The following is a 21,869-nucleotide window of genomic DNA, read 5'->3' on the forward strand; positions in this document are numbered from 1 at the left end:
GTGCTCTGGCGAGCACCGTGCTTTTGGGGCACCTATGAATCAAAACTGCACGCTGTGGACACTTAGGGTAGCGGGGGTTGAAAGCGTTTTCTTTGCTTCGTTTCTTTGTCGCTTTGGACAAAGAAATGACGTGCCGCCACGCACAGTGGCTAACAGTGATAAAGAGAATATCCGACTCACGCAGACCACTAACCCTGAAAGCAGCAACCCGGCATAGACCCCGACCATCCACGCCAGCAGACCCCTCGGTCCACCGGCGCGAGCAAACGTCACTGCGCTGCGACGTAAGCCTTCACAGCCGGCAATCCATCTTTGCCGTCAAACGTCTTCACGCCCGCCAGCCACTTATCCAGCACCGCCGGGTTCGCCTTCAACCACTGCTTCGCAGCGACATTCGGATCGGTCTTGTTCATGATCGGCGTCATCACGTGATTCTCGATGTCCGTCGAAAACCGCAGGTTATCGACCAGCTTCGCCACATTCGGGCATCGCGCAGCGTAATCCGGCGGCGTCACCGTCAACACCTTGGCCTCACCATAATTCGGCCCGAACACGTCATCACCACCACTCAGATAATCAATCTTCATTGAAACGTTCATCGGATGCGGTTCCCAACCGAGGAAAACAATCCACTTCTTCTCGCGAATCGCACGACCCACTTCCACCAGCATGCCGGCCTCACTCGACTCGACCATCTTGAACTTGCCCAGTCCATACTGATTCGAATCGATCATCTTCTTGATCAACGCATTGCCGTCATTACCCGGTTCAATACCGTAGATCTTGCCGTCGAGCTTGTCGAAGTTCTTGGCGATATCTGCGAACGACTTCAGGCCGCCGTTATATGCATAGTCCGGCACCGCCAGCGTGTATTTGGCCCCCGTCAGGTTAGGCGCCGTTAATACCTTGACCTGTCCTGCTTTCTGGAACGGCTCGACAATGGGGTCCATCGTCGGCGACCAGTAACCCAGGAACACGTCGATCTGCTTGTTCTTGATACCAGCAAAAGTAATCGGCACCGACGCAATCGTCTTCGTCGGTTTGTATCCGAGGCCTTGCAGCACGGTGGTCGCCAGACCCGTGGTCGCGGCTATATCGGTCCAGCCCACATCGGCGAAACGGACGTTCTGGCACGTGGCCGGATCAGCCGCAAACGCGCCGCCCGACATCGTGACATTCAGCAAGACAGCCAGCGCGCACGACGACGCGATTCCGTGAAGTTTCATGTTTTCTCCCTATTTTGGAAACTGCCAGACACGACGATGCCGCGCCCTAATGAGCGCACCACGTCTGAAAATGGATCATCAAGCCGTTTGTCTGCGCTCAATACTCGGCGCGTGGCCGAACTGCGCGCGGTATGCCTTGCTGAAATGACACGGCGAATGAAAGCCGCACACGGCCGTCACACGCGAGATCGAAGCATCGGTATTACGCAGCAGCTCTCGCGCCCGCCGTAGCCTCAACGTGAGGTAATAATGCGTCGGCGATACACTCAGGAACATCTTGAACATGCGCTGCAAATGACGCTGCGAAAGCTTCACCAGCCTCGCCAGTTCTTCAAGCGACAAAGGCTCTTCAATGTTCGCCTCCATCAGCCGCACCACTTCAATCAACTCGGCACGCGAAAACCCGACGCGGGCATCGACAGGTATGTGCTGGTAATCCGTCGTGCCGCGAATGCGCTCCACGATGAACTGCTCGGATACCTGCGCCGCATGCGCCTGCCCCAGCCGCTGGCCAACCAGGTTCAGCATGAGGTCCAACGGTGCGGTTCCACCTGTGCAAGTCACGCGGTCACGGTCGATCACAAAGAGTTCATCGGCGAATCGCACGTCGGGAAAACTTTTGTGCAACGGTGACATGTCCTCCCAATGCACCGTGCAGCGATACCCATCCAGCAAGTTCGCCGCGAGCAATGCATACGCGCCCGTGCACACGCCGCCAAGCGGCACGCCGTGCGCCGCGACGTGCTGCAGCAACGCGATCACCTTGTCATCCACGTAATCACGCACATGCCAACCCGCGCACACAATCAACACGTCCGGCATGCCCGCTTCGGCCAGCGTCTTAGTCGGCTTCACGGTAATGCCGTTGCTCGCCCGCGCCGGTTCACCGTCCGGCGTGATGACCGACCACGTGTAGTGCTCAGCGCGGCCTACATAGTTCGCCATGCGTAACACTTCGATCGCGCTGGTGAACGCGATCATCGAAAAATTAGGCAGCGTCAGGAACCCGAAGTGCGCCAGCTTCGATAACGGTGAATTTTCAGGATGAATCCTGTCCGGCACCATCGCGTCGCGTTTCATCGGGTTTTTATCCTTGGGCTTGGCGTTATATCGCTGCCTGATCTAGTCGCTTATTTTCGTGCTCAACCTTGCTGTGCAGCCGGTGCGCGGCGTACGCGCATCACGCTGCGAATTCCCGACAACAACGGCGCCCGTGCCATACCCGGCGACCGGCCAAAGCTTTCCGTGATGCGGTCAAGAATGATCGCGAGCAGCACCACCGACAAGCCGCTCTCAAACCCAAGCCCAATGTCCAGCCGCTGAATACTGGCCAGCACGTCGTTGCCCAGACCGCCTGCACCGACCATCGAAGCAATGATCACCATGGACAGCGCCATCATGATGGTCTGGTTGACACCGGTCATGATGGACGGCAGCGCGTTCGGAAACTGCACCTTGTACAGCAGTTGCCACGGCGTGCAGCCGAATGCCTGCCCCGCCTCCACGATCTCGCGGTTGACATGCTTGATACCGAGCGACGTCAGACGCACAGCGGGCGGCATGGCGAAGATAACCGTCGACAAGATCCCCGGCACGCGGCCCAGACCGAACAGCATGGCTGCCGGAATCAGGTACACGAACGCGGGCATGGTCTGCATCAGGTCGAGCACTGGACGCACGATCGTCTCGATGGTCTTGCTCTTCGCCGTCCAGATGCCAAGCGGAATGCCGAGCAGCAAACTGATCAAGGTGGCGGACAGCGTGAGGCCGAGCGTAATCACCATCTCGTCCCAGAAGCCCGTGGCATAGATCAGCAGCAACGACAGCAGCGTGAATAGCGCGAAGCGCCAGCCGACGCGCCACAAGCCGATGCCGACGAAGATCGCCATCATCAGCCACATCGGAATGGCCTGCAGGCCGTGTTCAATCAGCGCCGCGAAGCTCTCGATGACTTTGCCGATTGCGTCGAAGGTATTTGCATCGTGGTCGAGCAGGTATTTGACACCGTGATCGACCCACGTACCGAGCGGGATAATTTCAGACATGGGAACCTCGATGCCGAGTCAGGGCCTTGAGAACGTTCGTCTTGTTGACCGAACCACAATACGATCCGTCCGCCTCGACCACCGGCAGCGGCGCGCGGCTGGCAACCACCCGGCTGACGACAACGTCGAGCGGCGTGGTGCGCTGGATGCATTCAATCAGATTGATTTCCGGCGATGCCTGGCCAATCGCATCGCGGCACACAAAACCGCGGATCTTGCGCTCGTGGTCCATCACGAACGCGTAGTCGGCGCTGCCATTGAGCGCCTGCGAAACGCTCGATGCATCGATCTGCGAACCGTGCTTCATCAACGGCACTACGTCGGTCTGCATGAGGTCGCCGGCGGTCAGGTAACGGCTGGTGTCGATCCCTTCGAAGAAAGCCCGCACATAGTCATCTGCGGGGTTCGAGATGATTTCCTGCGGCGTGCCGATCTGCACGACCCTGCCGCCTTCCATGATCGCGATCCGCGTACCAATGCGCAGCGCTTCTTCCAGATCGTGCGACACGAACATGATCGTGCGCTGCTGTTCGCGTTGCAGATCGAGCAGCACGTTCTGCATTTCCTTGCGTTTGAGCGGATCGAGCGCGGAGAACGCCTCGTCCATGATCATCAGCGACGGGTTCACGGCGAGCGCCCGTGCGAGCCCCACGCGCTGCTGCATCCCGCCCGACAACTGCGCCGGCAGCTTCTGCGCGAAGGGCGCCAGGCCGACTTGCTCAAGCACGCCCATCGCGCGTTTCTCACGTTCCTTGCGCCCGATTCCCGCCACTTCAAGCCCGAACGCGGCATTCGACAGCACCGTGCGTTGCGGCATCAGCGCGAACGACTGGAACACCATGCTCATGTCTTTGCGGCGCAGCGACGTCAGTTCGGAACGCGGCACGGACGCCACGTCGCGACCATCGATCAGCACCTTGCCGGCGGTGGGTTCGACCAGCCGGTTGATGAGACGGATCAGTGTCGATTTGCCTGAACCCGACAAGCCCATCAGCACGAAAATCTCGCCTTCCTTCACTTCGAAGGACACGTTATGCACACCGACAATCTGTCCGGTGCGGGCGAAAACTTCTTCCTTCGTTGCGCCGCCGGCAAGCATGTCGATCGCCTGCTTCGGGCTCGTGCCGAACACCTTGCACAGGTTTTCGACCACGACCTTGTGGGAATTCATCGAACGCTCTCCTGGTTGGCGGACGTGCGTCCGCGCTCTGCATACATAGTTGCCAGAAAAAAGTGCGGGTTGCCGACTATTTCCGACAGGCACATGTGGAAATACGACACCTCGATTTGCGCTTTTTGACAGATGGAAAGCCGGATCCTTATGGGGCAAGGGTTTTCGAGCGATACGGCGCCAATTCAAGCGTCTTTTTACATGTCGCTCCAGAGCAAGTGGACGGACTTTTCTTCAAGTTTTTTTGGGTTTTTCTGGCTTGTCGTCCGGGCTGCAGGGCGCTTTTACCGTCGGGGCCATCATATTCCACGAATGTGGCCAGCTGGACGATGTCGGGTTTTGACTGATCGGCAGCGCCTGGGAACAGTCGAACGCGACCCGGACGAACGTGGCCGGTCAAGAACCCCGCGCCAATGCCGTTAACCCTTCATATTCCCTACATCTCGCTTACTCAGTTCATTTATGTCTCTAATTAACATCCGCCGAGCCAGTGTCGGCGCGAAGTTCGCCATCCTCGCCTGCGCACTCGTGACCACGGTCGTAGCCGGATTTACCATCGCGGTCACGCATCTGGCTGGTCAGCAAATCGATGCACAAGCGCTCGAACGCATGGACGACGACGGCCGCGCGATCGGCACGATGATCCGCCTTTACGACAAAGCCGTCAGCGCCGAAGTCGAGCGCTACATGACGCTGTTCTCGAGCTTCCTGCCCACGGACTTCACCCTCGATGAAACGCAGAAAGTGGATATCGGTGGCGTGGCGACACCCACGTTCAAAGCCGGCGACAAGCCGATGAACCTCGATTTCTCGATTCCCGATCAGTTCCTCGACCGCAGCGGCGCAATCGCGACCGTGTTCGCGCGCACCGGCGACGATTTCGTGCGCGTGACGACGTCGTTGAAAAAGCAGGACGGCGCACGCGCGATCGGTACGCTGCTCGACCGGAAAAGCCCGGCATACGGGCCCGTGCTGGGCGGGAAACGTTTTATCGGCATGGCAACGCTCTTCGGCAAGCAGTACATCACCGAGTACAAACCCGTCACGGATTCGTCGGGCCGCGTGATCGGCGCATTGTTTGTCGGCGTGGACGTCACGCCCGAAATTGCGACGCTGCAGCAGAACATTCGCGATCTGACGATCGGCCAAAACGGCTACTTCTTCGTCGTCGATGCATCGAACGGGCCGAATCGCGGCAAGCTGCTCGTGCATCCCGGCTTGACCGGCGCGGGGAGCGCGGCTGGTACGAATGCCCCGCTCGCCGATGAACGCATCGCGCCGTTCAAGCAGATGCTTGACGCGAAAGAAGGCCGTCTTTCCTTCGATGCCCCCGAGGTCGCGGACTCCGCCGATCCCAAAGTGCATGGCGGAGCGAAGGAAATCGTGTTTCGCACGGTACCGGAATGGCAATGGATGATTGGCGGGATTGCGTATCGCGACGAGTTGCTCGCGGGCGTGCGCGCCACGCGCAACCGTTTTCTGATGATCGGACTGGTCGTGATCGCTGCGTTCGTGGCCGTTTTGCTGTTCGCGGTGGCCAAGCTGGTGGGCCGGCCGCTCGCGACGCTGACGCAGGCCTCCGAACGCATCGCCGCGGGCGATCTGAGCGTGCGGCTGGCGACCACGCGTGAGGACGATATCGGGCGGTTGATGATTGCCATCGACGGGATTGCAACCGGTCTAGCGCGCATCGTGACGCAGGTGCGCAGCGCATCGGCGGATATGTCGGACGGCACGGGACGGATGGCAGCGGGCAGCAGCGACATCTCGCAGCGCATCGCGACGCAGGCCAGCAGTCTCGAAGAAACGGCGGCGAGCATGGAACAGATCACGTCCACCGTGCAACAAAACGCCGCCAACACGGCGCAGGCGGATCAGCTCGTGGCATCGGCATCCGATGCAGCGCGCGCCGGTGGCGAAGCGGTCGGCCGCGTGGTCGCGACGATGGGTGAAATCGATGCGTCCGCGCGCAAGATCTCGGACATCACGTCGGTGATCGAAGGCATCGCGTTCCAGACCAACATCCTGGCGTTGAACGCGGCCGTGGAAGCCGCGCGAGCCGGCGAGCACGGCAGGGGCTTTGCCGTGGTGGCGTCGGAGGTGCGCGGACTGGCTCAGCGCAGCGCCGCGGCGGTCAAGGAGATCGAAGCGCTGATCGCGGAATCGGTCGGCCGGGTCGCCGATGGTTACCGGATCGCCGAAGAAGCCCGCGGCACGATGAACGGGATCGTGGAGCGCGTCGCCAGGGTGAACGCGATCATTGGCGAGATCAGCGTGGCGTCGCGTGAACAATCGAGCGGCATCGAGCAAGTGAATCTTGCCGTGGCGCAGATCGGCGAAGCGACTCAGCAGAATGCGGCGTTGGTCGGTGAAGCGGAACAATCGACTGCCGGCTTGCTTGAGCAAGCCGAACAGTTGAGCCGCGCGGTGAGCGTGTTCAGGCTGTAGTGGCGAGCGCGGCGCGGCGGATGGTTACCGGATGAATCAAACGCCTGCCGCCCGGAATAAACGCCGCGCGTCGGGCCGTCACTAGCCCGGCCGGATCATCTCGAACATTTCGCCGATACCCGCATAATCCCCGCGATACCCCGCGCGCATGATGGGCTGCGCGGCGGCGGTGTCAAAAAGACCATCCTTCAGGAACTCGCGCCGGATATGCACGCCCACCACTTGCCCGAGCGCGAGCCAGTTGTTCATCGGCGTGCCGTCCAGGGATTTCAGCCGCACGATCTGCAACAACTTGCATTCAAGCGCGGCCGGCGACTCCGCCACGTGCGGCACGGCCACGTTCACGCCCGGCGCTTTCGTGAGTCCCGCCAGCTCGAATTCGTCGATCTCGTGGGGCACGGTTGCCGAGGTCTGGTTCATCTTCTCGGCCAGCGGCTTGCTCGCCAGATTCCACACGAATTCGCCGGTCGCTTCGATATTCGCAATGCTGTCCTTGAACCCCTCGCTCGAGAATCCGATGATGTGCGGGAACGAAGCGAACGCGCCGAAAAAACTATAGGGCGCGAGGTTCACGTGACCATCCGGATCGCAGCTCGAAATCCAGCCGATCACCCGCGGCGCGACGATCGCCTTGAACGGATCGTGGCGTAGCTGGTGACCCTCGTCGGGATGGTAGAAATGGTGTGCGTTGCTATCGCTCATGAGGGCTTTCCCGTCTTCTTTGCAGTGTGGTGAATCAGGCGTTTGCGTCCTTCTTTCACGCGCGCACGGTGCGCGTCGTCCCATTCGTAAAACCCTTGACCGCTGCGCACGCCCACTTGTCCTTTCTGCACGTGGTCGCGCATCAGTTGCAACACATCTTCGTCCTTCGCCAGCTCCGGCATCAGGTGCATACCGACATTCAGCAACGTATCCAGCCCACCGAGATCCGCACTTTCCAGCGGTCCAACCATGCCGTAACGCCGTCCGAGCGACGCCTTCATCACAGTGTCGACCACTTCCGGCGTCGCTGCGCCCGAACGCACAATGGCAAGCGCTTCGCGCAACACCGCGAATTGCAACCGGTTGCCGACAAAACCTGGAATCGCCTTCGTCAGCACGACCGGTTCCATACCGATAGCCGCCATCAATTCAGCCGTGCGGCGCGTGACATCCGGGTCGGTTTCAGTGCCGGGCACGACTTCAACCAGCGGAATGGTGTGCGGCGGATTCCAGAAATGCGCGATCACAAAACGAGACTTGTTTTGCAGCACTTGCGCGAGCAGATCGGGCGGAAATCCGCTCGTGTTGCTGGCAAAAATAGCGTCGTCACGCAGCAGCGGTTCGAGCGCCCTGTAAGTGCGGTTCTTCAATTCGAGCACTTCCGGAATGGCTTCCACAATGAAACCCGCCGTGGCCACCCGCTCTAGTTGATCGGTAGTTTCAATACGCGCAAGTACCTGCTGCTTTTCGCTCGCATTGAAGACGCCAGCGTCGATCAATTCGTCGAGGATTGCTTCTGCTTTGCCATGCACCGACGCAAGCCGCGCGGCGTCTATGTCGTGAACGATGGTCGGGTAGCCGTGCAGCGCCGCTTGCGTCGCAATGCCGACGCCCATCAAGCCGCTGCCCACCACGCCGAATGTGATTTGATTCAAATTTTCCCCGCAATGCTTAAATTCCGAGCTTCGATTCGACAGCCGATTCGAGCCCCAAAGGGACACGTCGAAACCGTCCGATGCGGCTCTCAAGGCCGCGCCACCAAGGATAGCGCAGCGCCTCGAATCGCGCGGGGCGGCAAATGGCCTATGACTTGAAGCTGATCGGCGGGTCCAGGTTCTCCAGACACGGGGCAACAGTCGAAAAAAGGCGAAAAAAACCGGCTTCCCTTGGCGGAAAGCCGGCGTTTGCGACGGGGTCCTGAGACCGGCGATTAGCCGTGATCGTGGCCGTGGTCGTCGTGGTGATACCCCGCCGGACCATGATCATGCGGGTGGTGGCGCATCCACTCGTCGCGCTGCCAGTAGCGATGGCCATCCCAATAGCGGTCGCCATGCCAGCCGAGGTTAATCACTACAGCGGCTTGCACCATGTGCGGCTGCGCATAAGCTTGCTCGGGCACGGGTCCGTGGATCATGCCGTTATCGACCTGCGCGAACGCGGTCGTAGCAGTCAGGAGCGCGCCGCCAGTCAGCAGCGCAGCGAGGATTGAGCGTGAGGTGTTCATGACTATTCTCCCTTTTCAGCTTGATTTCGTTTAAGGACGCGCGGTCAGCTGGAACAGAAAGCCTTTGGCTGAAATGCCGTCAGGCGCCGCGTCGTTGAAATCACTTTAGCCCGACGTCAGATTGCACGACGTGAGCGCTTGTAAGTGTTCGTATCAACGGTTTCAGCGTGTCTGGGCCGCGTCGACACCCTTTAAGCGGCTGATTTTATTGGCGTTTATAACTGCTTGGCGAGGCAAGCTGGCACCCATTCATTTAACGCCGTGTAAGCAACGAAAATATGAACCCTTGGATTGGCCAAGTCGAGCGTTGGGAGGATAAAAATGGGGAACGATCTAGAAAGCATACGCCGAGCGGCGCTGGGCAGGGATGTCGCGCAAAAGCGACGTGATGGCCGTGGAGTTCGTAGGGACGAATGTGGCAATCGGTAAAACTATCAAGCTAGAAAAACTACATAATCCACAACAATGAAAGCAGACGAACCGCACTACGAAAAAACCTTGTCAAGCACAAACTGACAACACTTCAGTTTTCCCTGCAGCCCGCACTGCTTTCCTTGCAGCTCACAGACGAATACCCATGATCGTGCCGCGTGACTTGCGAACGCGCTCTGCTTCTTGTTGGCGCGCTTGGTACGAGTAGTCCGAATCCATCGGAAGATGCGGGGATTCGAACAACGATGCGAATTTTTGCAGCAATGCGAAGAGGTAGCTCATGTCAAACTCCTGGTAGGTGGTCAAGGGTTATCCCTTAGATATCATTATAGGGTTTTCACTAGCTGATTCCTAGTGCAACGCAACATTTATTTGGTAGTTTTTCTACATAATTGCGTTTCTGCCACATTTGACGGCTGTAGCCCGGGCGAAAATCAGTAGAAATTACGAGATTTCGAAAGCACGCCGAGAACGGGAACACGAGCTGCAACGCCGCGCTCCCAAAACCCCCGGGGTGCCGCCTATTTTTGGCTGAATTCACATCGATTTTTTGGGATTTGATTTTTGTGCTTCGAAAATTAGTACAAGACCACCTCGCGCCACCCAACGAACGTTAAGGACCTCGATAGGCAGCACCGTTTCACGCACGTCATGCAGTAACCACCCGATTACCGGCCCTCACCACTTGATAAGCCAGGCCATGTTCCGCCTTCGCAACCTTCATCGGCAGTCTCGACAAGCGGCAAGCCGCCGCACTAAAGCGTTCTCCCGAATGCTCGATTCCATTGCGCGCCACCGGCCCGTCTGGATGGTTTCGTTCGCGTTGAGCCAGGCCGATTTGTCCGAAGGGCTGCGAGCCGCATTCGCGTCGACCGCCATGCTGCTCCTCGGCAACCTGTTGCACATGCCCGAGTTCTCGTGGGCTGCCATCGGCGCGTTCTGGACCTGTCTCGCCGATGCCGCCGGCTCGAACCGCATGCGATTCGCTTCCATGGCGGGCTTCGCCGTGCTGTCGACCGTTTGTGGCGGACTGACCGCGTATGCGTCCGGCGTGGGTATCGTGGCCGCGGCCGTCGCCGTTCTGGTCTTTTCATTTCTCGGCGCGCTGGGGCGCGTGTGGGGCGCCGGGGCCGCCCAGGTCGCAATCCTCGCCGCGACTGCCTGCGTGGTCATGGTGGACAAGCCCATCCATGGATCACGCGGCGAGTTGCGCTTCCTCGCGCTCTACTTCGTGGGTTGCCTCTTTGCAACGGCGCTCAGCTTCACCGTGTGGCGGATCCACCCGTTCGGTGCGAGCCGCGCGGCCACGCGATCGGCTTATGTGAGCCTTGCGGGCATCGCAAGCGACAGCGCTCGGCTGCTCAAGCGAGAAAGCGCGGGTTTCGGCGACTGGGCCTCGCACGCTTCACGTTTTCGGGGCAAGGCACGCAGTGAGATTGAATTGGCGCGTAAGGCGCTTGCACGCGTGCCGTCATCGAAGACAGACCGGCAGGACACGTACAACATGCTGATGCTCGCGCTTGCCGACAGCGAACGCATCTTCGCGTACCTCATTGCTGTCACCGATGCCTGCGAGCGCGGACATCATCGCTTGCCCAACCTGCCGCGCGCGGTGCGTGTGCTGGAGGCGTTCGCCGAAGTCCTCGCGCGGCTCGCACGGTCCATTGCCGATAAACCCTGGGAGCCGCCCACCGCCCTGCGCGACCGGTTGCCGGCGCTCGCCCGCCAGCTTGAAGTTGCGTTGGGCGAGACGGTGTCGCTGCGCTTCGATGTCGACTTCAGCGAGCTCGAATCCCCGGCTCGCCGACGCGCAAGCGTGTGGTCGGCTGCGCTCGCCGCGTGCAGGCGTGGCGCGGAAACCTTGAAGGCGAATACATCGACGCAATCGATAGGCGCGCGCCACGCCGCTCGCGTCGGCGTGGCCGCAACGGCGGCCTTCCTGACCGTCAGGCTGCTTCATCTGCCCTTCGGATATTGGGCAACAATGGCAACGCTCCTGATCCTGCAGCCGTCGATTGCGACTAGCTGGCCGCGCAGCATCGAGCGTGCGGCGGGGAGCATTGTCGGCGGATTGCTGGCGGCCGCGATCGGCCTGGTCGTGCATTCGCCGATCGCGATCTCGCTGGTGGTGTTCCCGCTGGTGTGCGCGACGATGGCCCTGCGTCCTGTCAGCTACAGCTTGTTCGTGCTGTTCATCACGCCGACCTTTGTGCTGGTCGCCGACTTTGCAGCGCCGGGAGGTGCCGAGCTTGCCTATGCCGTCACGCGCCTGGAGAACAATGTGTTCGGCTGCGTGATTGCGTTGCTCGCGACATTTCTTCTATGGCCAAGCCGCGAGGCCAGCCGCTTCGCCGATCGGTTGGCAAAGGCCGTGTCCGCGAACCTTGGATACCTTGCCGCATCGATGGGACGTGGCGAAGATAGCGAGATCGAGTTGGAACGGCTCCGGCGCGCAGCGGGCCTAGCCAGCAATAACGCGGAAGAGGTGCTGGCTCGGCTGAGGCTGGAAAAGCTCGATACGAGTAACCACGACCGAACCGGCTCAACCGCCCTCGCCCTGTTGCGGCGCGTGGCGGGCACCGCGACCCGGGCTCGTTTTGGCCGTGCGGGCGCCGTGCCGAACCGGGACCTTGCAGCATGGATTGAGAGTGTCGGCACGGACATCGAGGTACGGATCGGGAGTGATGCGAGCAGCACGGGCATCGATACTCAGGAGGTCTTTCCCAAACACGGTCTCTCGCTGCTTGAAGCCGATGCCGTTAATCAGGTAGTGCTGCTGCGCCGGTTGCTGATGGAACACGTCGACAGTCTGAAACGCGGGGAAGTATGAAGGGGCGTTCGCACTGAGGCGCGCTTGTTAGAGCAGCCGCAGTGCGAACGAAATAGACAAATTCCCGGCGGGAAACGCGGGTGCTATCGAAACACCTCTGCCCTACACGTGGAAAATCTGCGCCACGAGCGTAGCGCCAAGAAACGTCCCGGCATTCGCCACGAACGACACCAGCACGATCCGCCAGCCCAACCGGCGAAACGCCGGGATATCCTTGGCGATGGACAATCCCGCGAACGTCAGCATGGGCGTTGTGATGCCGAGGAAATCGTTCTGCGCGCTATACGTCGATATCTGCGATGCCCAGGGACACAGCGGCGACGTCATGAACATCGCGACAATCGACACCCAGCAAACCGCCGGAATCTTGCGCCCGGTCACCGTGTAGATTGCATCGCCGATAATCGTCGCCAGCACCATGATCAGCATGCCCGGAAGTCCCATGAACGGCGTGGTGCCGTGGGTAATCCAGTCACAGCCCAGCGCGAACACGGCGGTGACACCCCACGCGAGCAGCTTGCCGCGATAACCCAGTTGAGGCGCGGCGGTTTCAACATCGCCCAGCTTTGGACGGGACTTTTCGATCGCCTCCGATGCATCCGATGCCTTGCTCGTCCGGCCGATCAAAGGCTCGAGCAAGCGGTATCCCCAGACGGCCATCGGCAACGAAATAAACAGCGTGAAATACGTGCCGATCGTCGTCGTGATGAGATTGCTGGCAGCAGCGAATGTCAGGACCGTCTTCGCCATTTCGGGTGTTTGCTGCGCGGCGATTGCGCCCGAGGCGGCGGCCATCATGCTGCCCGAGCCCACGCCTGAACCCATCGCGAGCGCGAGGGGATGGAAGATATTCAGACTTGCGACGAAGCCCGCCAGGATCGCGATAAACACCGCGCCAAACACGGTGCCTGTCAGGTATTCGGCCAGCACGCCTCGCCCTTCTGGCGAGTCCATGCCGTACTTCTCGCCGATGATCGCCAGGCTCGGCTCGCGGCCAACCGAGAACGTCGCACCGATCGCTTCGCGCTTGATACCAAGCAGCAACGCGAGCGGAAGTCCCAGCAAGATCGTGCCGACAAAATGGCCCAACTCCTGAAACGCCAACGCCCAGCCCGCAGCGGCAAGCTTAGGCAACGCGCCGCCGACCATCAGGCCCAACTTGGCGACGAAGAGCAACAGCGCTGGCTGCAAGATGGCAGCGGCGAGGAACTGGGTCTTCACGTCGAGCCGTGCAGCACCGCCCCACCGTTCACTCGCCAATCCCAAGGCGGCGCCCAGCAGCAGCGCCCAGATCATTGGCAGCAAGACGACTTTCCCCGGTCCGACCTTGAACGTAAACGAGCCGATAAACTCGGCAATGAGCAGGATGATCGCCGCGTAAAGAAACAGCTTTGCGCTCCTTAATCCATCGCTACCGGCACCACCGACACCACTACCCCGTTGCTGCGCGGCCAACGTACTGTCCATTGTTATTCTCCTGGTTGCCCTCTCGCGTTTCATTAGCGGCGAGAGGACACGTTGCTCTATAAATAGCCGAACGTCGTGGCCGGCTCTCTGGCGGTTTCCACCCAAACGCTTTTGGTCTGTGTGTACTCGTACAACGCTTCAACGCCACTCGAACGTCCATACCCGCTCAATCCATAACCGCCGAACGGCGACGCCACGTTAATGGTCTTGTAGCCATTGACCCAGAACGTCCCCGCGTTGACCTGCCCCGCCACCCGATGCGCACGGCCCACGTCGTTCGTCCACACTGCACCGGCCAAACCGAACTCGGTGTCATTCGCGATGTTAAGGGCTTCTTCCTCGGTATCGAAGGGAATTGCAGCGACAACCGGACCGAAGATTTCAGTCCGCGCTACGTCCATCTCGTTCGTCACGTTCGACAACACAGTGGGCGAAACAAAGTAGCCGTCCGATGAGCGCTCAGCCGACCCTGCCGCAAGCGTGGCGCCAGCCTGAACGCCGCTCGCGATCATCTTCATGATGTGGTCATACTGCGTGCGATTGTTGATCGGCCCGACTTCGGTTGCGTCATCAAGCGGCGCGCCGACCTTGATCTTTTTCGCGCCCGTGGCAATCATGCCGACGAACTCGTCATAGATCGAACGCTGCACGAGCAGGCGCGAACCCGCCACGCAACTTTGGCCCGCGCCAGCGAAAATTGCGGCCTGGGCGGTCAACGCGGCACGCTTGAGATCGGCATCGGCGAAGATGATGTTGGCGGACTTGCCACCGAGTTCCAGCACGCAAGGCAGCACGCGTTTCGCAGCCGCTTCGGCAATGCGCACACCCGTTGCAGGAGAACCGACGAACACGACCTTCTTCACGACCTTATGGGCGATGGCCGCTTGGGCAACGGTCTGTCCCAGGCCTGCAAGGACGTTGATTAAGCCCTTAGGTGCGCCCGCTTTCTCTGCAAGCAGCGCCACCACCAACGACGTGAACGGCGTCAGTTCCGAAGGCTTCAGCAAGACGGCGTTGCCCATCGAGATGGCCGGTGCGACCTGCCATCCGCACGTGAAGACCGGTGCGTTCCAGGGCGTGATTTGCAGGACCGTTCCAGCCGGCTCGCGACGTGTGTAGTTGAGGTGCGAGGTCGGCACCGGAATGACATCGCCATAGAACTTGTCCGCCCAGCCGCCGTAGTATTCGAACATCTCGGCGACCTTCGCCACTTCGCCCCGGCAGTCGCGAATCGGCTTGCCCGAACCGAGCGATTCGAGGCGGGCAATGCGCTCCGTGTCCTTGCGCAACTCACGTGCGATCTCGAACATCACACGTCCACGCGCAGCATGCGTCAATGCCCACCACTGTTTCTGAGCGCGCTGCGCCGCGTCGGCGGCAAGTTCGACCACGGCCGCGCCGCCGTCCTTGTACGCGATGCTCGGCATGCCCGTCGCTGCGTCGTACAACTGGATCAGCTCACCCGTGCCTTCGACCAATTCACCGCCGACAAACGAACCAATCGTCTTGGCTTTAGGGAAGAAATGCGCGAATGCGGCCAACAGGTTTTCCGCCGCGTTGTTTTCCATATGTGGCTCCATGTGCTGGTTATTCCGCTGACTGCGTTACTTCTCTTCGATGAATTGAACGATGCGATTGAAGTCTTCCGCATCGCCGATTGACCTGGCGCTTTGTTCCCACAATCGCCCTGCTTCGGAGGCAATCGGAGCATTGATGTTTTGGCTGCGCAGCAGGTCCATCGCGAGGCGAATGTCCTTGCGCATCAGCTTCATCGTGAAGCCGGAATCGAACTTGTCCGTGAAGATCCACGTGGGGTAATTCGTGAGCGTTGAACTGTTGCGGCCAGAGCCGCCATTGAGCGCTTCGACCAGCTTCTCAGGATCGACACCGGCCGCTTTCGCTGCACGGACCGCTTCGCTCGTTGCAAGCAGGTGCACGCCCGTCAGCAGGTTGTTGATGATCTTCGTCACGTGTCCCGCGCCGACAGGGCCGACATGCACGCGCTTCGCGCTCATGACCGCGAGCATCGGCTCGACCGCCGCGACGTCCTCGTCGGAACCGCCTAGCACCATGGTCATGGTCGCGGTCGCGGCGCCCTTTGGACCGCCGCTGACGGGGCCATCGACAAACCCCACGTTCACTTCAGCGAGCGCTGCCGCAACCTTGCGCGTGCTGCTGGGCTCGGCCGTGGTGGTGTCGACAACGATAAGGCCAGGCTTGGCATTCGCCGTTACGCCACCCGGGCCGAGCACCACCTCTTCGACAATCGCCGACGTGGGCAGCGAAAGAATGAGGACGTCCGAATCGCGCGTGATGTCGGCAATGGATACGCGCTCAGACACGCCCGCTGCGTCGAGCTTTCTTGCCACGCCTTCTGCCGCGTCGAAACCGAGCACGGTGTAGCCGCCGCGCTTGAGCGAAAGGGCCATGCCGCGCCCCATGTTTCCGAGTCCGATGACCCCAACCGTCTTCATGAATCCACTCCGTAGCGAATACGCCGTCGACCGGATAGAGCAGTTCCGTGGGTCAACGAGCGTGTTATGGAGTTGTCATCTTCGGCGCGAGAGCCCCTATAATCAATCAGCGCCAATATTGAGAATGTTCTAATTATTAGAACGCTCAGATTGCGGAAACCCCTGAGACCGAGCAATGGCCGACAACCTGACTGAAAGCAGAATCGTCTATTTCTTCGAAGCGGTTCGTTGCGGGACCATCCGCGCCGCCGCCGACTGGCTCGACGTCGCGCCGTCCGCGGTCAGCCGGCAAATCGGCTTGCTCGAAAAGGAACTCGACGTCGCGCTGATCGAGCGGCACGCGCGCGGCGTCACACCGACGGAAGCCGGCCACTACCTGATCGAATATTTCCGCGAACAACTCGCGCATAAAGATGACCTGATATCGCGGCTGCAGGAGCTGCGCGGACTGCGAACCGGGAACGTCAACGTGATCCTTGGCGAAGGTTTTGTGTCGGATGTACTGGCCGGTCCCATTCAGCATTTCTGCAAGCAATATCCCGGCATCAAGCTCAATCTGGACCTGGGCAGCACGAATGACGTGATGCGGCGAGTCTCCGAGGACGAAGGTGAGATCGGGCTGGTCTACAACCCGCCGGGCGATCCAAAAATTGTTTCGCGCGCGATCAAGCGGCAACCGATGATGGCGATCGTCAAACCGAACTTCACGCGCACGAGCAAGGCGAAATCCATGAGCGTGCAGGAGCTGGCCACCTACCCGATTGCGGCGACCCATCCCACCTATGGCACCCGCCAGATGCTCCAGGCAGTCGAGTTCGCGGAGAAGATTCGCCTTGAACCGGTTGTGACTACCAATTCAATTGGACTCCTCAAGCAGTTTGCGATGTCGGGCCTTGGCCTGGTGGTCCTGCCTGCGTTCGCCGTGACGCTGGAAGTGAACGCGGGCACGCTCGTCGCCATCGAGATCGATCATCCAATCCTGATGAAAGCCGAGGCGCATCTGGTTACGCGTGTGGGGCGGAAATTATCGGTGGCTTCGAACAAGATGCTGCAGTTGATGTCGTCGCAGATGCAGGCGTTTCGGTAGGGGCGGGGAGACGGAAGGAGGTTGCACGGTATCGTCACGCATGGCGGAACGGCTTGTTGCGTTGCCGTTACTGCCGAAGCCGACGCCGTTGGCAGCACGATTATTGGATTAGTCGAGTGAGTGGCAGAGCGCTTGGACGAGGCCGCTTTTTTGTTGCGCTTTGATTGCGCGCAGTGGCATTGCCCACGCGCGCTTTCGGTATCAATGCGATTTGCTTTGAGCCCGCTTTGCAGCACGGCTTTGCGGCACGGAGTTCGGATTCTGGTTTGCAGCGGATACGTTTGCGTTGCCCCGATTCGGAACCTCGACGGTGGCGGAATCGGTATCGAAGAAAGACGCCAGCGTGGCCTGCTGATCCAGCAGCAATTGCTCGATGCGCTGCTGCTGTGCCGTGTTTTCACGCGTCAAGCGAGCCAGCGCGCTGCTCTGCACCACAGCCGCAGCGACAGTCACGAGCAACGCGCAGATCACGATCATCAAGACCGTATTTACTCGCCGCGACAAGACCGCTGCCGCGCCGCGCTGGTCCGCGATCACGGCATACAACGCGTCGATGGTGTCCGCGTAGGCGGTCGCGCGGGCGGTATCGAGTTCTGACGTTTCGCGCGAAGGCGCTTGAGGGAAGCTTGAAGCGCTTGCGGCGCTCGTGCGCGTCCGGCGGTCATCGTCGATTAGTGCTGCCGCCAGGGATTGTGGCTGCTCGCGATGCGGAGTTGCTGCGGCTCGTGCGGCATTACCAAGAGGCGGCGGTGTGGCCGGCTTCGTGGTGGCGCTCGATGCGTTCGATACGCGCGGCGCATCCGGCGAACGGTTCAGAACTTTCGTGACGGCATCGCTCGGCTCGCTTTTACCTTCCGCCGTCTCGACTTCCGACAACGCAGCGGCCGGCGACGGCCCGGTCGTCGACACATTCCGCGCAGCAGCTCTGGTACGCGCCGCGGAAGCGCGCTTGTTCGAACCCTGCGCGTTCCCGTCACCCGATGCCGCTACGACCGGAACCCCCTCCCCACCCTCGTCCAGCGGCTCGGGCTGCATCGGTCCGGCGACCATCTCATGGGGCGCGATAACATCGTCGAACGCGAGTTCCAGCGTGGCTGCCTCGGCCGTCTGACTGTCCGCTTGCATCGCCGCCGAGTCATCGCGCGGCACGGCGACACCCGACACCGCCGACCCATCCACCCATACCGCCCCGCTGCGCCACGCCCGCACCGCCCCGGACGATCCATCCTCGCCCGGCACGGCCGCCATGAACACCTCGGGCAACTCGAAGCCGGGCAACGACGATTGACGGATATCAGTATTCAATGCCTGGAGCGTGGCGCGCTCAGCGTCTTCGGCGAACAGATCGAGCGTGGGCGCGCCGTAGGGCGCCCGGCTCAGCAGTGCGAGACGCTGCGCCGAGCGCGCAGCGCGGGCGAGCTTGGCATCGGCATCCGATTCACCCTGACGGCCGGCAGACGGAGATTTAGCAGTGGACGCAGAAGCACTATCAGTACGGCGCGAACCAGCGGGATCAAAGGCATCAGCAACTTGAAGAGCAGGATTTACGGCGGAATCTGGCATAAGTCGATGATTGACAGCGCGGCCAGACGCGACCCCGGGCGGCTAAAAACACGCCCGATGAAGCGGCCCGGCGTGACGCCTCGCAACAGAAAAAGCGGCTGCATGGGTTTTCGAGGCCGCATTGTCGCACGCTTGAGCGCCCGGACGACAGCCACACGCGGTCTCAGGCCGAGCCCTCTTCCTTGAATTCCCGCACGGTTTCCAGCGCGCGCAGCCGCCTGCAGATCGCGTCGTATTCATTCGACGAGACCCGCGAAAGCTCGATCTGCACGACATCGAGCTCGGGGGAATCATCGCTTTGCTGCACGACGAACTGCTTCACACGCACGCTGCCGATGCCCAGTGCCTCATGCAGCGCATGAAAATTCAACGTCCCGCGATCGACGAGCAAGGTCAACTGGCGCCGCTGCTTAACGGTAATGAAACGCCGTTCCAGCGGCTTGATACCAGCGAGGATGATCAGAATGATGACCGTTGCAGCGATAGACGCCGTGTACATACCGCCGCCGACCGCAAGCCCTATCGCCGCCACGGACCAAAGGCTCGCTGCTGTCGTGAGGCCGCGAACGATCTCGCCGCGCAACAAGATCGAGCCCGCGCCGAGAAAGCCGATGCCCGATACGACCTGCGCTGCGATCCGCGACGGGTCGAGCACGACATGATCGCGGCTGAGGACATCGAAGAAACCGAATGCCGACACCATCATGATCAGCGTCGAACCAACGCACACCAGCATGTGCGTGCGCAGGCCCGCGGCCCATGAAAGCCGCTCGCGCTCGAAACCGATCACACTGCCGAGCGCGGCGGCCAGAATCAGGCGGGAAATGAGTTCTACGTTGCTTAACATGAGTGGATTTGCTCCTTATAGATGTTGTGTGATGGATGATGGGATGACGGCGCGGGGCGCGCGCATAAAAGTCACCGGCCCGGCCAACGCGGATAAACCATCGTTGTGTCGAAGCGCAGGTGTTTTGATTTATCCTTGATGCCCCGCATCGGGTGGCGCACCGGACACGTTCCACGCACGCCGCCGCGCGCAATCAACACTGATAAAGCCGTATGCACGACCCAGATCTGACCGCCGCAACGCCCCCGACCGCCGACGCCCTTCGTGCGCACTATAAACGTGTTGTGCTGCCGATCTGGCGTGGGCCCGGCTTCAACACCGCCTTGCGGCTGGCGTTCGAGGCCGTCGCCGAGGACGGCCGCACGCCCTTGCCGCCGCAGCGATATCGCGCCATGGCCTGCGCGCGCCAGCTATTCGTGTTCTCGCAAGCGGGCGACATCGATCACGCCGATACGCTGTTCACTTCGCTTCGGACCTATTTTCAGGACACGAAAAACGGCGGTTGGTTCTATAGCGTCGACGCAAACGGCGCGCCGCATGAGCGCCACAAGGACCTGTACACGCATGCGTTCGTAATTTTTGCGTGCGCGGAATATGCGAAACGGGCCGGCGCGACAGCCGCGAAGGAAGCGCTAGCGGTGCTCGAAGAAACGTCGGCGGTGATTGAACGGCGGATGACAATTAGCGGCGTTGGCGGCTTGTTCAGTTCGGCGATGACGGAAGATTTTTCCATCGTGCTCGGGCCGCCGCTGCAAAACCCGCTAATGCATCTGACCGAAGCGTGGCTCGCCGCGCGTGAAACGACTGCGGACCCTCTCTTCGATCGCCGGCTGGAAAAGCTTGCAGCCGCGTTCGCCAGGGCTTTCGTGCACGAGGAAACGGGTTGTATCGCCGAATTGACGATTGGCAGCGCCAATAACTGGCTGGAACCGGGGCACCAGTTCGAGTGGCTATTTCTCGCTGCAGCCAGTCAACACCCCGCTTTCGATGCAGCGGGCCTAAACCGGGCGCTAGTCCGCGGATTCAATTTCGTGCAACAGTTCGGCGTTGATCCGGTGACCGGGGGCGTGGCGGCGTCGCTGAACGAACAGGGCGGTGTGATCGATTCGACGCAGCGGATCTGGGCCCAGACCGAATATCTGCGGGCCCTCGCAACGCATGCGGACGAGTCCGTGCGCGTGCAATTGCCGGCGCAAATCGCGCGTTTTGCCGGACGTTTTATTCGACCGCAAGGGTGGATCGAGAGCCAGTCGGCAGAAGGCGTGCTGATGCGTCCAGAATTGCCGTCGACAACGCCTTATCACCTTGCCACCGCCTACGCCGCGTTGCCCTGACACCGCGCACTCGACGCTCCGCGCTATCGCTTTGAACGCCTCGCCATGCTGCGAGGCGTTTTTTATTGCGGCTGGAAAAATTAGCGCGATGCGGGACGCTTTGCGCGCTTTCGTTTCAAATCACGGAGAAAGCCCGTAGAAACCCGGTAATTTGTCCGCGATTTTGAGATCGTCCTTGCGGAGTGACCCTACGCTACCTACAGTCTTGTGCAGGACCGCGACGAAGGCTCCTGCCCCGATGCGGATTGTGGGACTCACGCTGACTGGACCGAAACCAAGTGTAGGAGTGTCCGAATGGCCGAAATTGTCGATATCGCACGGGGCGCATTGAATGCGCAGCCGTTTAGCGCCTTGCTGGGTACGAAGCTCATGCAGGTCGACTCCTCGAGTCTCACGCTGTGTCTGACCATCCGCGACGAACTCAGGCAACAACACGGTTTTGTGCACGGCGGCGTAGTGAGTTATCTCGTCGATAACGCATTGACCTTCGCCGGCGCATTGCGCCTGGGACCGAAAGTGGTCACGGGCGAATACAAGATCAATTATTTGCGGCCGGCAGTTTCCGGCACGTTGATGGCGCGTGCGCGCGTGGTTTATGCCGGCATGACGCAGGCGACCTGCCAATGCGACGTGTATGTCACCGATGGCGGCGCCGAAAGGCTCGTGGCGGTCGCGCAAGGAACCATTCATCGGATCAGCGAGATGGCTGCGGAACTTGAGCCGGCGTTTAACGAGTGAT

General features: G+C 60.6%; 19 protein-coding genes. 6 read left to right on the plus strand and 13 right to left on the minus strand.

Annotated elements, in window-relative coordinates:
* The coding region (locus GSQ93_RS37785) for a hypothetical protein (protein ID WP_216857634.1) at positions 1-217 on the plus strand (217 nt) is incomplete at its 5' end.
* Positions 218-269: 52 nt separating this feature from the next.
* Here GSQ93_RS37785 and GSQ93_RS18075 read toward each other — a convergent pair.
* The 4 genes from GSQ93_RS18075 to GSQ93_RS18090 all read right to left on the minus strand — a co-directional run bounded on the left by GSQ93_RS18075 (position 270) and on the right by GSQ93_RS18090 (position 4,442).
* Positions 270-1,226: a choline ABC transporter substrate-binding protein gene (locus GSQ93_RS18075; protein WP_158937037.1), complete on the minus strand. Its 957-nt coding sequence runs from the start codon at positions 1,224-1,226 to the stop codon at positions 270-272.
* A gap of 78 nt (positions 1,227-1,304) precedes the next feature.
* Complete coding sequence (locus GSQ93_RS18080) at positions 1,305-2,306, minus strand: GlxA family transcriptional regulator (protein ID WP_158937038.1); 1,002 nt, start codon at positions 2,304-2,306, stop codon at positions 1,305-1,307.
* Between the two features lie 62 nt (positions 2,307-2,368).
* Positions 2,369-3,271, minus strand: coding sequence for a choline ABC transporter permease subunit (gene choW, locus GSQ93_RS18085; RefSeq protein ID WP_158937039.1), 903 nt, complete (start codon positions 3,269-3,271; stop codon positions 2,369-2,371).
* Entirely contained in the window at positions 3,264-4,442 is a 1,179-nt protein-coding gene (locus GSQ93_RS18090) for a glycine betaine/L-proline ABC transporter ATP-binding protein (RefSeq protein WP_158937040.1), read from the minus strand. Before GSQ93_RS18090 ends, choW begins: the two co-directional genes overlap by 8 nt.
* Before the next feature lie 462 nt (positions 4,443-4,904).
* Between GSQ93_RS18090 and GSQ93_RS18095 the strand changes: the two genes are divergently transcribed.
* Positions 4,905-6,890 (plus strand): methyl-accepting chemotaxis protein, encoded by a 1,986-nt coding sequence (locus GSQ93_RS18095; RefSeq protein ID WP_158937041.1) that lies wholly within the window; start codon positions 4,905-4,907, stop codon positions 6,888-6,890.
* Between the two features lie 81 nt (positions 6,891-6,971).
* Here the strand turns inward: GSQ93_RS18095 and GSQ93_RS18100 are convergent, their stop codons facing one another.
* From GSQ93_RS18100 to GSQ93_RS37625, 4 genes are all read right to left on the minus strand, one after another.
* Positions 6,972-7,592, minus strand: coding sequence for a flavin reductase family protein (locus GSQ93_RS18100; RefSeq protein WP_158937042.1), 621 nt, complete (start codon positions 7,590-7,592; stop codon positions 6,972-6,974).
* Positions 7,589-8,527, minus strand: a complete 939-nt coding sequence (locus GSQ93_RS18105) for a 3-hydroxyacyl-CoA dehydrogenase family protein (protein ID WP_158937043.1) — start codon at positions 8,525-8,527, stop codon at positions 7,589-7,591. Before GSQ93_RS18105 ends, GSQ93_RS18100 begins: the two co-directional genes overlap by 4 nt.
* Before the next feature lie 275 nt (positions 8,528-8,802).
* The gene (locus tag GSQ93_RS18110; RefSeq protein ID WP_158937044.1) at positions 8,803-9,096 is read right to left on the minus strand and encodes a hypothetical protein; all 294 of its coding nucleotides are present in this window, start codon (positions 9,094-9,096) and stop codon (positions 8,803-8,805) included.
* Between the two features lie 561 nt (positions 9,097-9,657).
* Complete coding sequence (locus GSQ93_RS37625; protein ID WP_174254643.1) at positions 9,658-9,810, minus strand: hypothetical protein; 153 nt, start codon at positions 9,808-9,810, stop codon at positions 9,658-9,660.
* 490 nt (positions 9,811-10,300) lie between these two features.
* Here GSQ93_RS37625 and GSQ93_RS18115 point away from each other — a divergent pair, with 490 nt between their 5' ends.
* Positions 10,301-12,358: an FUSC family protein gene (locus tag GSQ93_RS18115; protein WP_158937045.1), complete on the plus strand. Its 2,058-nt coding sequence runs from the start codon at positions 10,301-10,303 to the stop codon at positions 12,356-12,358.
* 102 nt (positions 12,359-12,460) lie between these two features.
* Here GSQ93_RS18115 and GSQ93_RS18120 read toward each other — a convergent pair whose 3' ends face one another.
* The 3 genes from GSQ93_RS18120 to GSQ93_RS18130 are packed head-to-tail and all read right to left on the minus strand — an operon-like array spanning position 12,461 to position 16,335.
* The gene (locus tag GSQ93_RS18120) at positions 12,461-13,825 is read right to left on the minus strand and encodes a DUF3100 domain-containing protein (RefSeq protein WP_158937046.1); all 1,365 of its coding nucleotides are present in this window, start codon (positions 13,823-13,825) and stop codon (positions 12,461-12,463) included.
* A 56-nt stretch (positions 13,826-13,881) separates the two neighbouring features.
* Entirely contained in the window at positions 13,882-15,393 is a 1,512-nt protein-coding gene (locus GSQ93_RS18125) for an aldehyde dehydrogenase (protein WP_158937047.1), read from the minus strand.
* Positions 15,394-15,429: 36 nt separating this feature from the next.
* The gene (locus tag GSQ93_RS18130) at positions 15,430-16,335 is read right to left on the minus strand and encodes an NAD(P)-dependent oxidoreductase (RefSeq protein WP_367889765.1); all 906 of its coding nucleotides are present in this window, start codon (positions 16,333-16,335) and stop codon (positions 15,430-15,432) included.
* A 139-nt stretch (positions 16,336-16,474) separates the two neighbouring features.
* Between GSQ93_RS18130 and GSQ93_RS18135 the strand changes: the two genes are divergently transcribed.
* The gene (locus GSQ93_RS18135) at positions 16,475-17,386 is read left to right on the plus strand and encodes a LysR family transcriptional regulator (RefSeq protein WP_158937049.1); all 912 of its coding nucleotides are present in this window, start codon (positions 16,475-16,477) and stop codon (positions 17,384-17,386) included.
* Between the two features lie 201 nt (positions 17,387-17,587).
* Here the strand turns inward: GSQ93_RS18135 and GSQ93_RS18140 are convergent, their stop codons facing one another.
* Together GSQ93_RS18140 and GSQ93_RS18145 are read right to left on the minus strand one after the other, a co-directional pair.
* A complete protein-coding gene (locus tag GSQ93_RS18140; RefSeq protein ID WP_158937050.1) occupies positions 17,588-18,949 on the minus strand; it encodes a hypothetical protein in 1,362 nt (453 codons plus the stop codon).
* A 163-nt stretch (positions 18,950-19,112) separates the two neighbouring features.
* Complete coding sequence (locus tag GSQ93_RS18145) at positions 19,113-19,796, minus strand: MgtC/SapB family protein (RefSeq protein WP_158937051.1); 684 nt, start codon at positions 19,794-19,796, stop codon at positions 19,113-19,115.
* Between the two features lie 212 nt (positions 19,797-20,008).
* Between GSQ93_RS18145 and GSQ93_RS18150 the strand changes: the two genes are divergently transcribed.
* The gene (locus GSQ93_RS18150; RefSeq protein WP_158937052.1) at positions 20,009-21,130 is read left to right on the plus strand and encodes an AGE family epimerase/isomerase; all 1,122 of its coding nucleotides are present in this window, start codon (positions 20,009-20,011) and stop codon (positions 21,128-21,130) included.
* 294 nt (positions 21,131-21,424) lie between these two features.
* Positions 21,425-21,868 (plus strand): PaaI family thioesterase, encoded by a 444-nt coding sequence (locus GSQ93_RS18155; protein WP_158937053.1) that lies wholly within the window; start codon positions 21,425-21,427, stop codon positions 21,866-21,868.
* Position 21,869: the final 1 nt, after the last annotated feature.

Origin of the sequence: Burkholderia sp. S171, assembly GCF_009766085.1 — a bacterium.
Lineage (GTDB): Bacteria > Pseudomonadota > Gammaproteobacteria > Burkholderiales > Burkholderiaceae > Caballeronia.

Bases quoted from the DNA above. Each gene is read 5' to 3' on its own strand.
- GSQ93_RS18075 (WP_158937037.1), bottom strand. From the start codon at position 1,226: ATGAAACTTCACGGAATCGCGTCGTCGTGCGCGCTGGCTGTCTTGCTG.
- GSQ93_RS18080 (WP_158937038.1), bottom strand. From the start codon at position 2,306: ATGAAACGCGACGCGATGGTGCCGGACAGGATTCATCCTGAAAATTCA.
- choW (WP_158937039.1), bottom strand. From the start codon at position 3,271: ATGTCTGAAATTATCCCGCTCGGTACGTGGGTCGATCACGGTGTCAAA.
- GSQ93_RS18090 (WP_158937040.1), bottom strand. From the start codon at position 4,442: ATGAATTCCCACAAGGTCGTGGTCGAAAACCTGTGCAAGGTGTTCGGC.
- GSQ93_RS18095 (WP_158937041.1), top strand. From the start codon at position 4,905: ATGTCTCTAATTAACATCCGCCGAGCCAGTGTCGGCGCGAAGTTCGCC.
- GSQ93_RS18100 (WP_158937042.1), bottom strand. From the start codon at position 7,592: ATGAGCGATAGCAACGCACACCATTTCTACCATCCCGACGAGGGTCAC.
- GSQ93_RS18110 (WP_158937044.1), bottom strand. From the start codon at position 9,096: ATGAACACCTCACGCTCAATCCTCGCTGCGCTGCTGACTGGCGGCGCG.
- GSQ93_RS37625 (WP_174254643.1), bottom strand. From the start codon at position 9,810: ATGAGCTACCTCTTCGCATTGCTGCAAAAATTCGCATCGTTGTTCGAA.
- GSQ93_RS18115 (WP_158937045.1), top strand. From the start codon at position 10,301: ATGCTCGATTCCATTGCGCGCCACCGGCCCGTCTGGATGGTTTCGTTC.
- GSQ93_RS18120 (WP_158937046.1), bottom strand. From the start codon at position 13,825: ATGGACAGTACGTTGGCCGCGCAGCAACGGGGTAGTGGTGTCGGTGGT.
- GSQ93_RS18125 (WP_158937047.1), bottom strand. From the start codon at position 15,393: ATGGAAAACAACGCGGCGGAAAACCTGTTGGCCGCATTCGCGCATTTC.
- GSQ93_RS18135 (WP_158937049.1), top strand. From the start codon at position 16,475: ATGGCCGACAACCTGACTGAAAGCAGAATCGTCTATTTCTTCGAAGCG.
- GSQ93_RS18140 (WP_158937050.1), bottom strand. From the start codon at position 18,949: ATGCCAGATTCCGCCGTAAATCCTGCTCTTCAAGTTGCTGATGCCTTT.
- GSQ93_RS18145 (WP_158937051.1), bottom strand. From the start codon at position 19,796: ATGTTAAGCAACGTAGAACTCATTTCCCGCCTGATTCTGGCCGCCGCG.
- GSQ93_RS18150 (WP_158937052.1), top strand. From the start codon at position 20,009: ATGCACGACCCAGATCTGACCGCCGCAACGCCCCCGACCGCCGACGCC.
- GSQ93_RS18155 (WP_158937053.1), top strand. From the start codon at position 21,425: ATGGCCGAAATTGTCGATATCGCACGGGGCGCATTGAATGCGCAGCCG.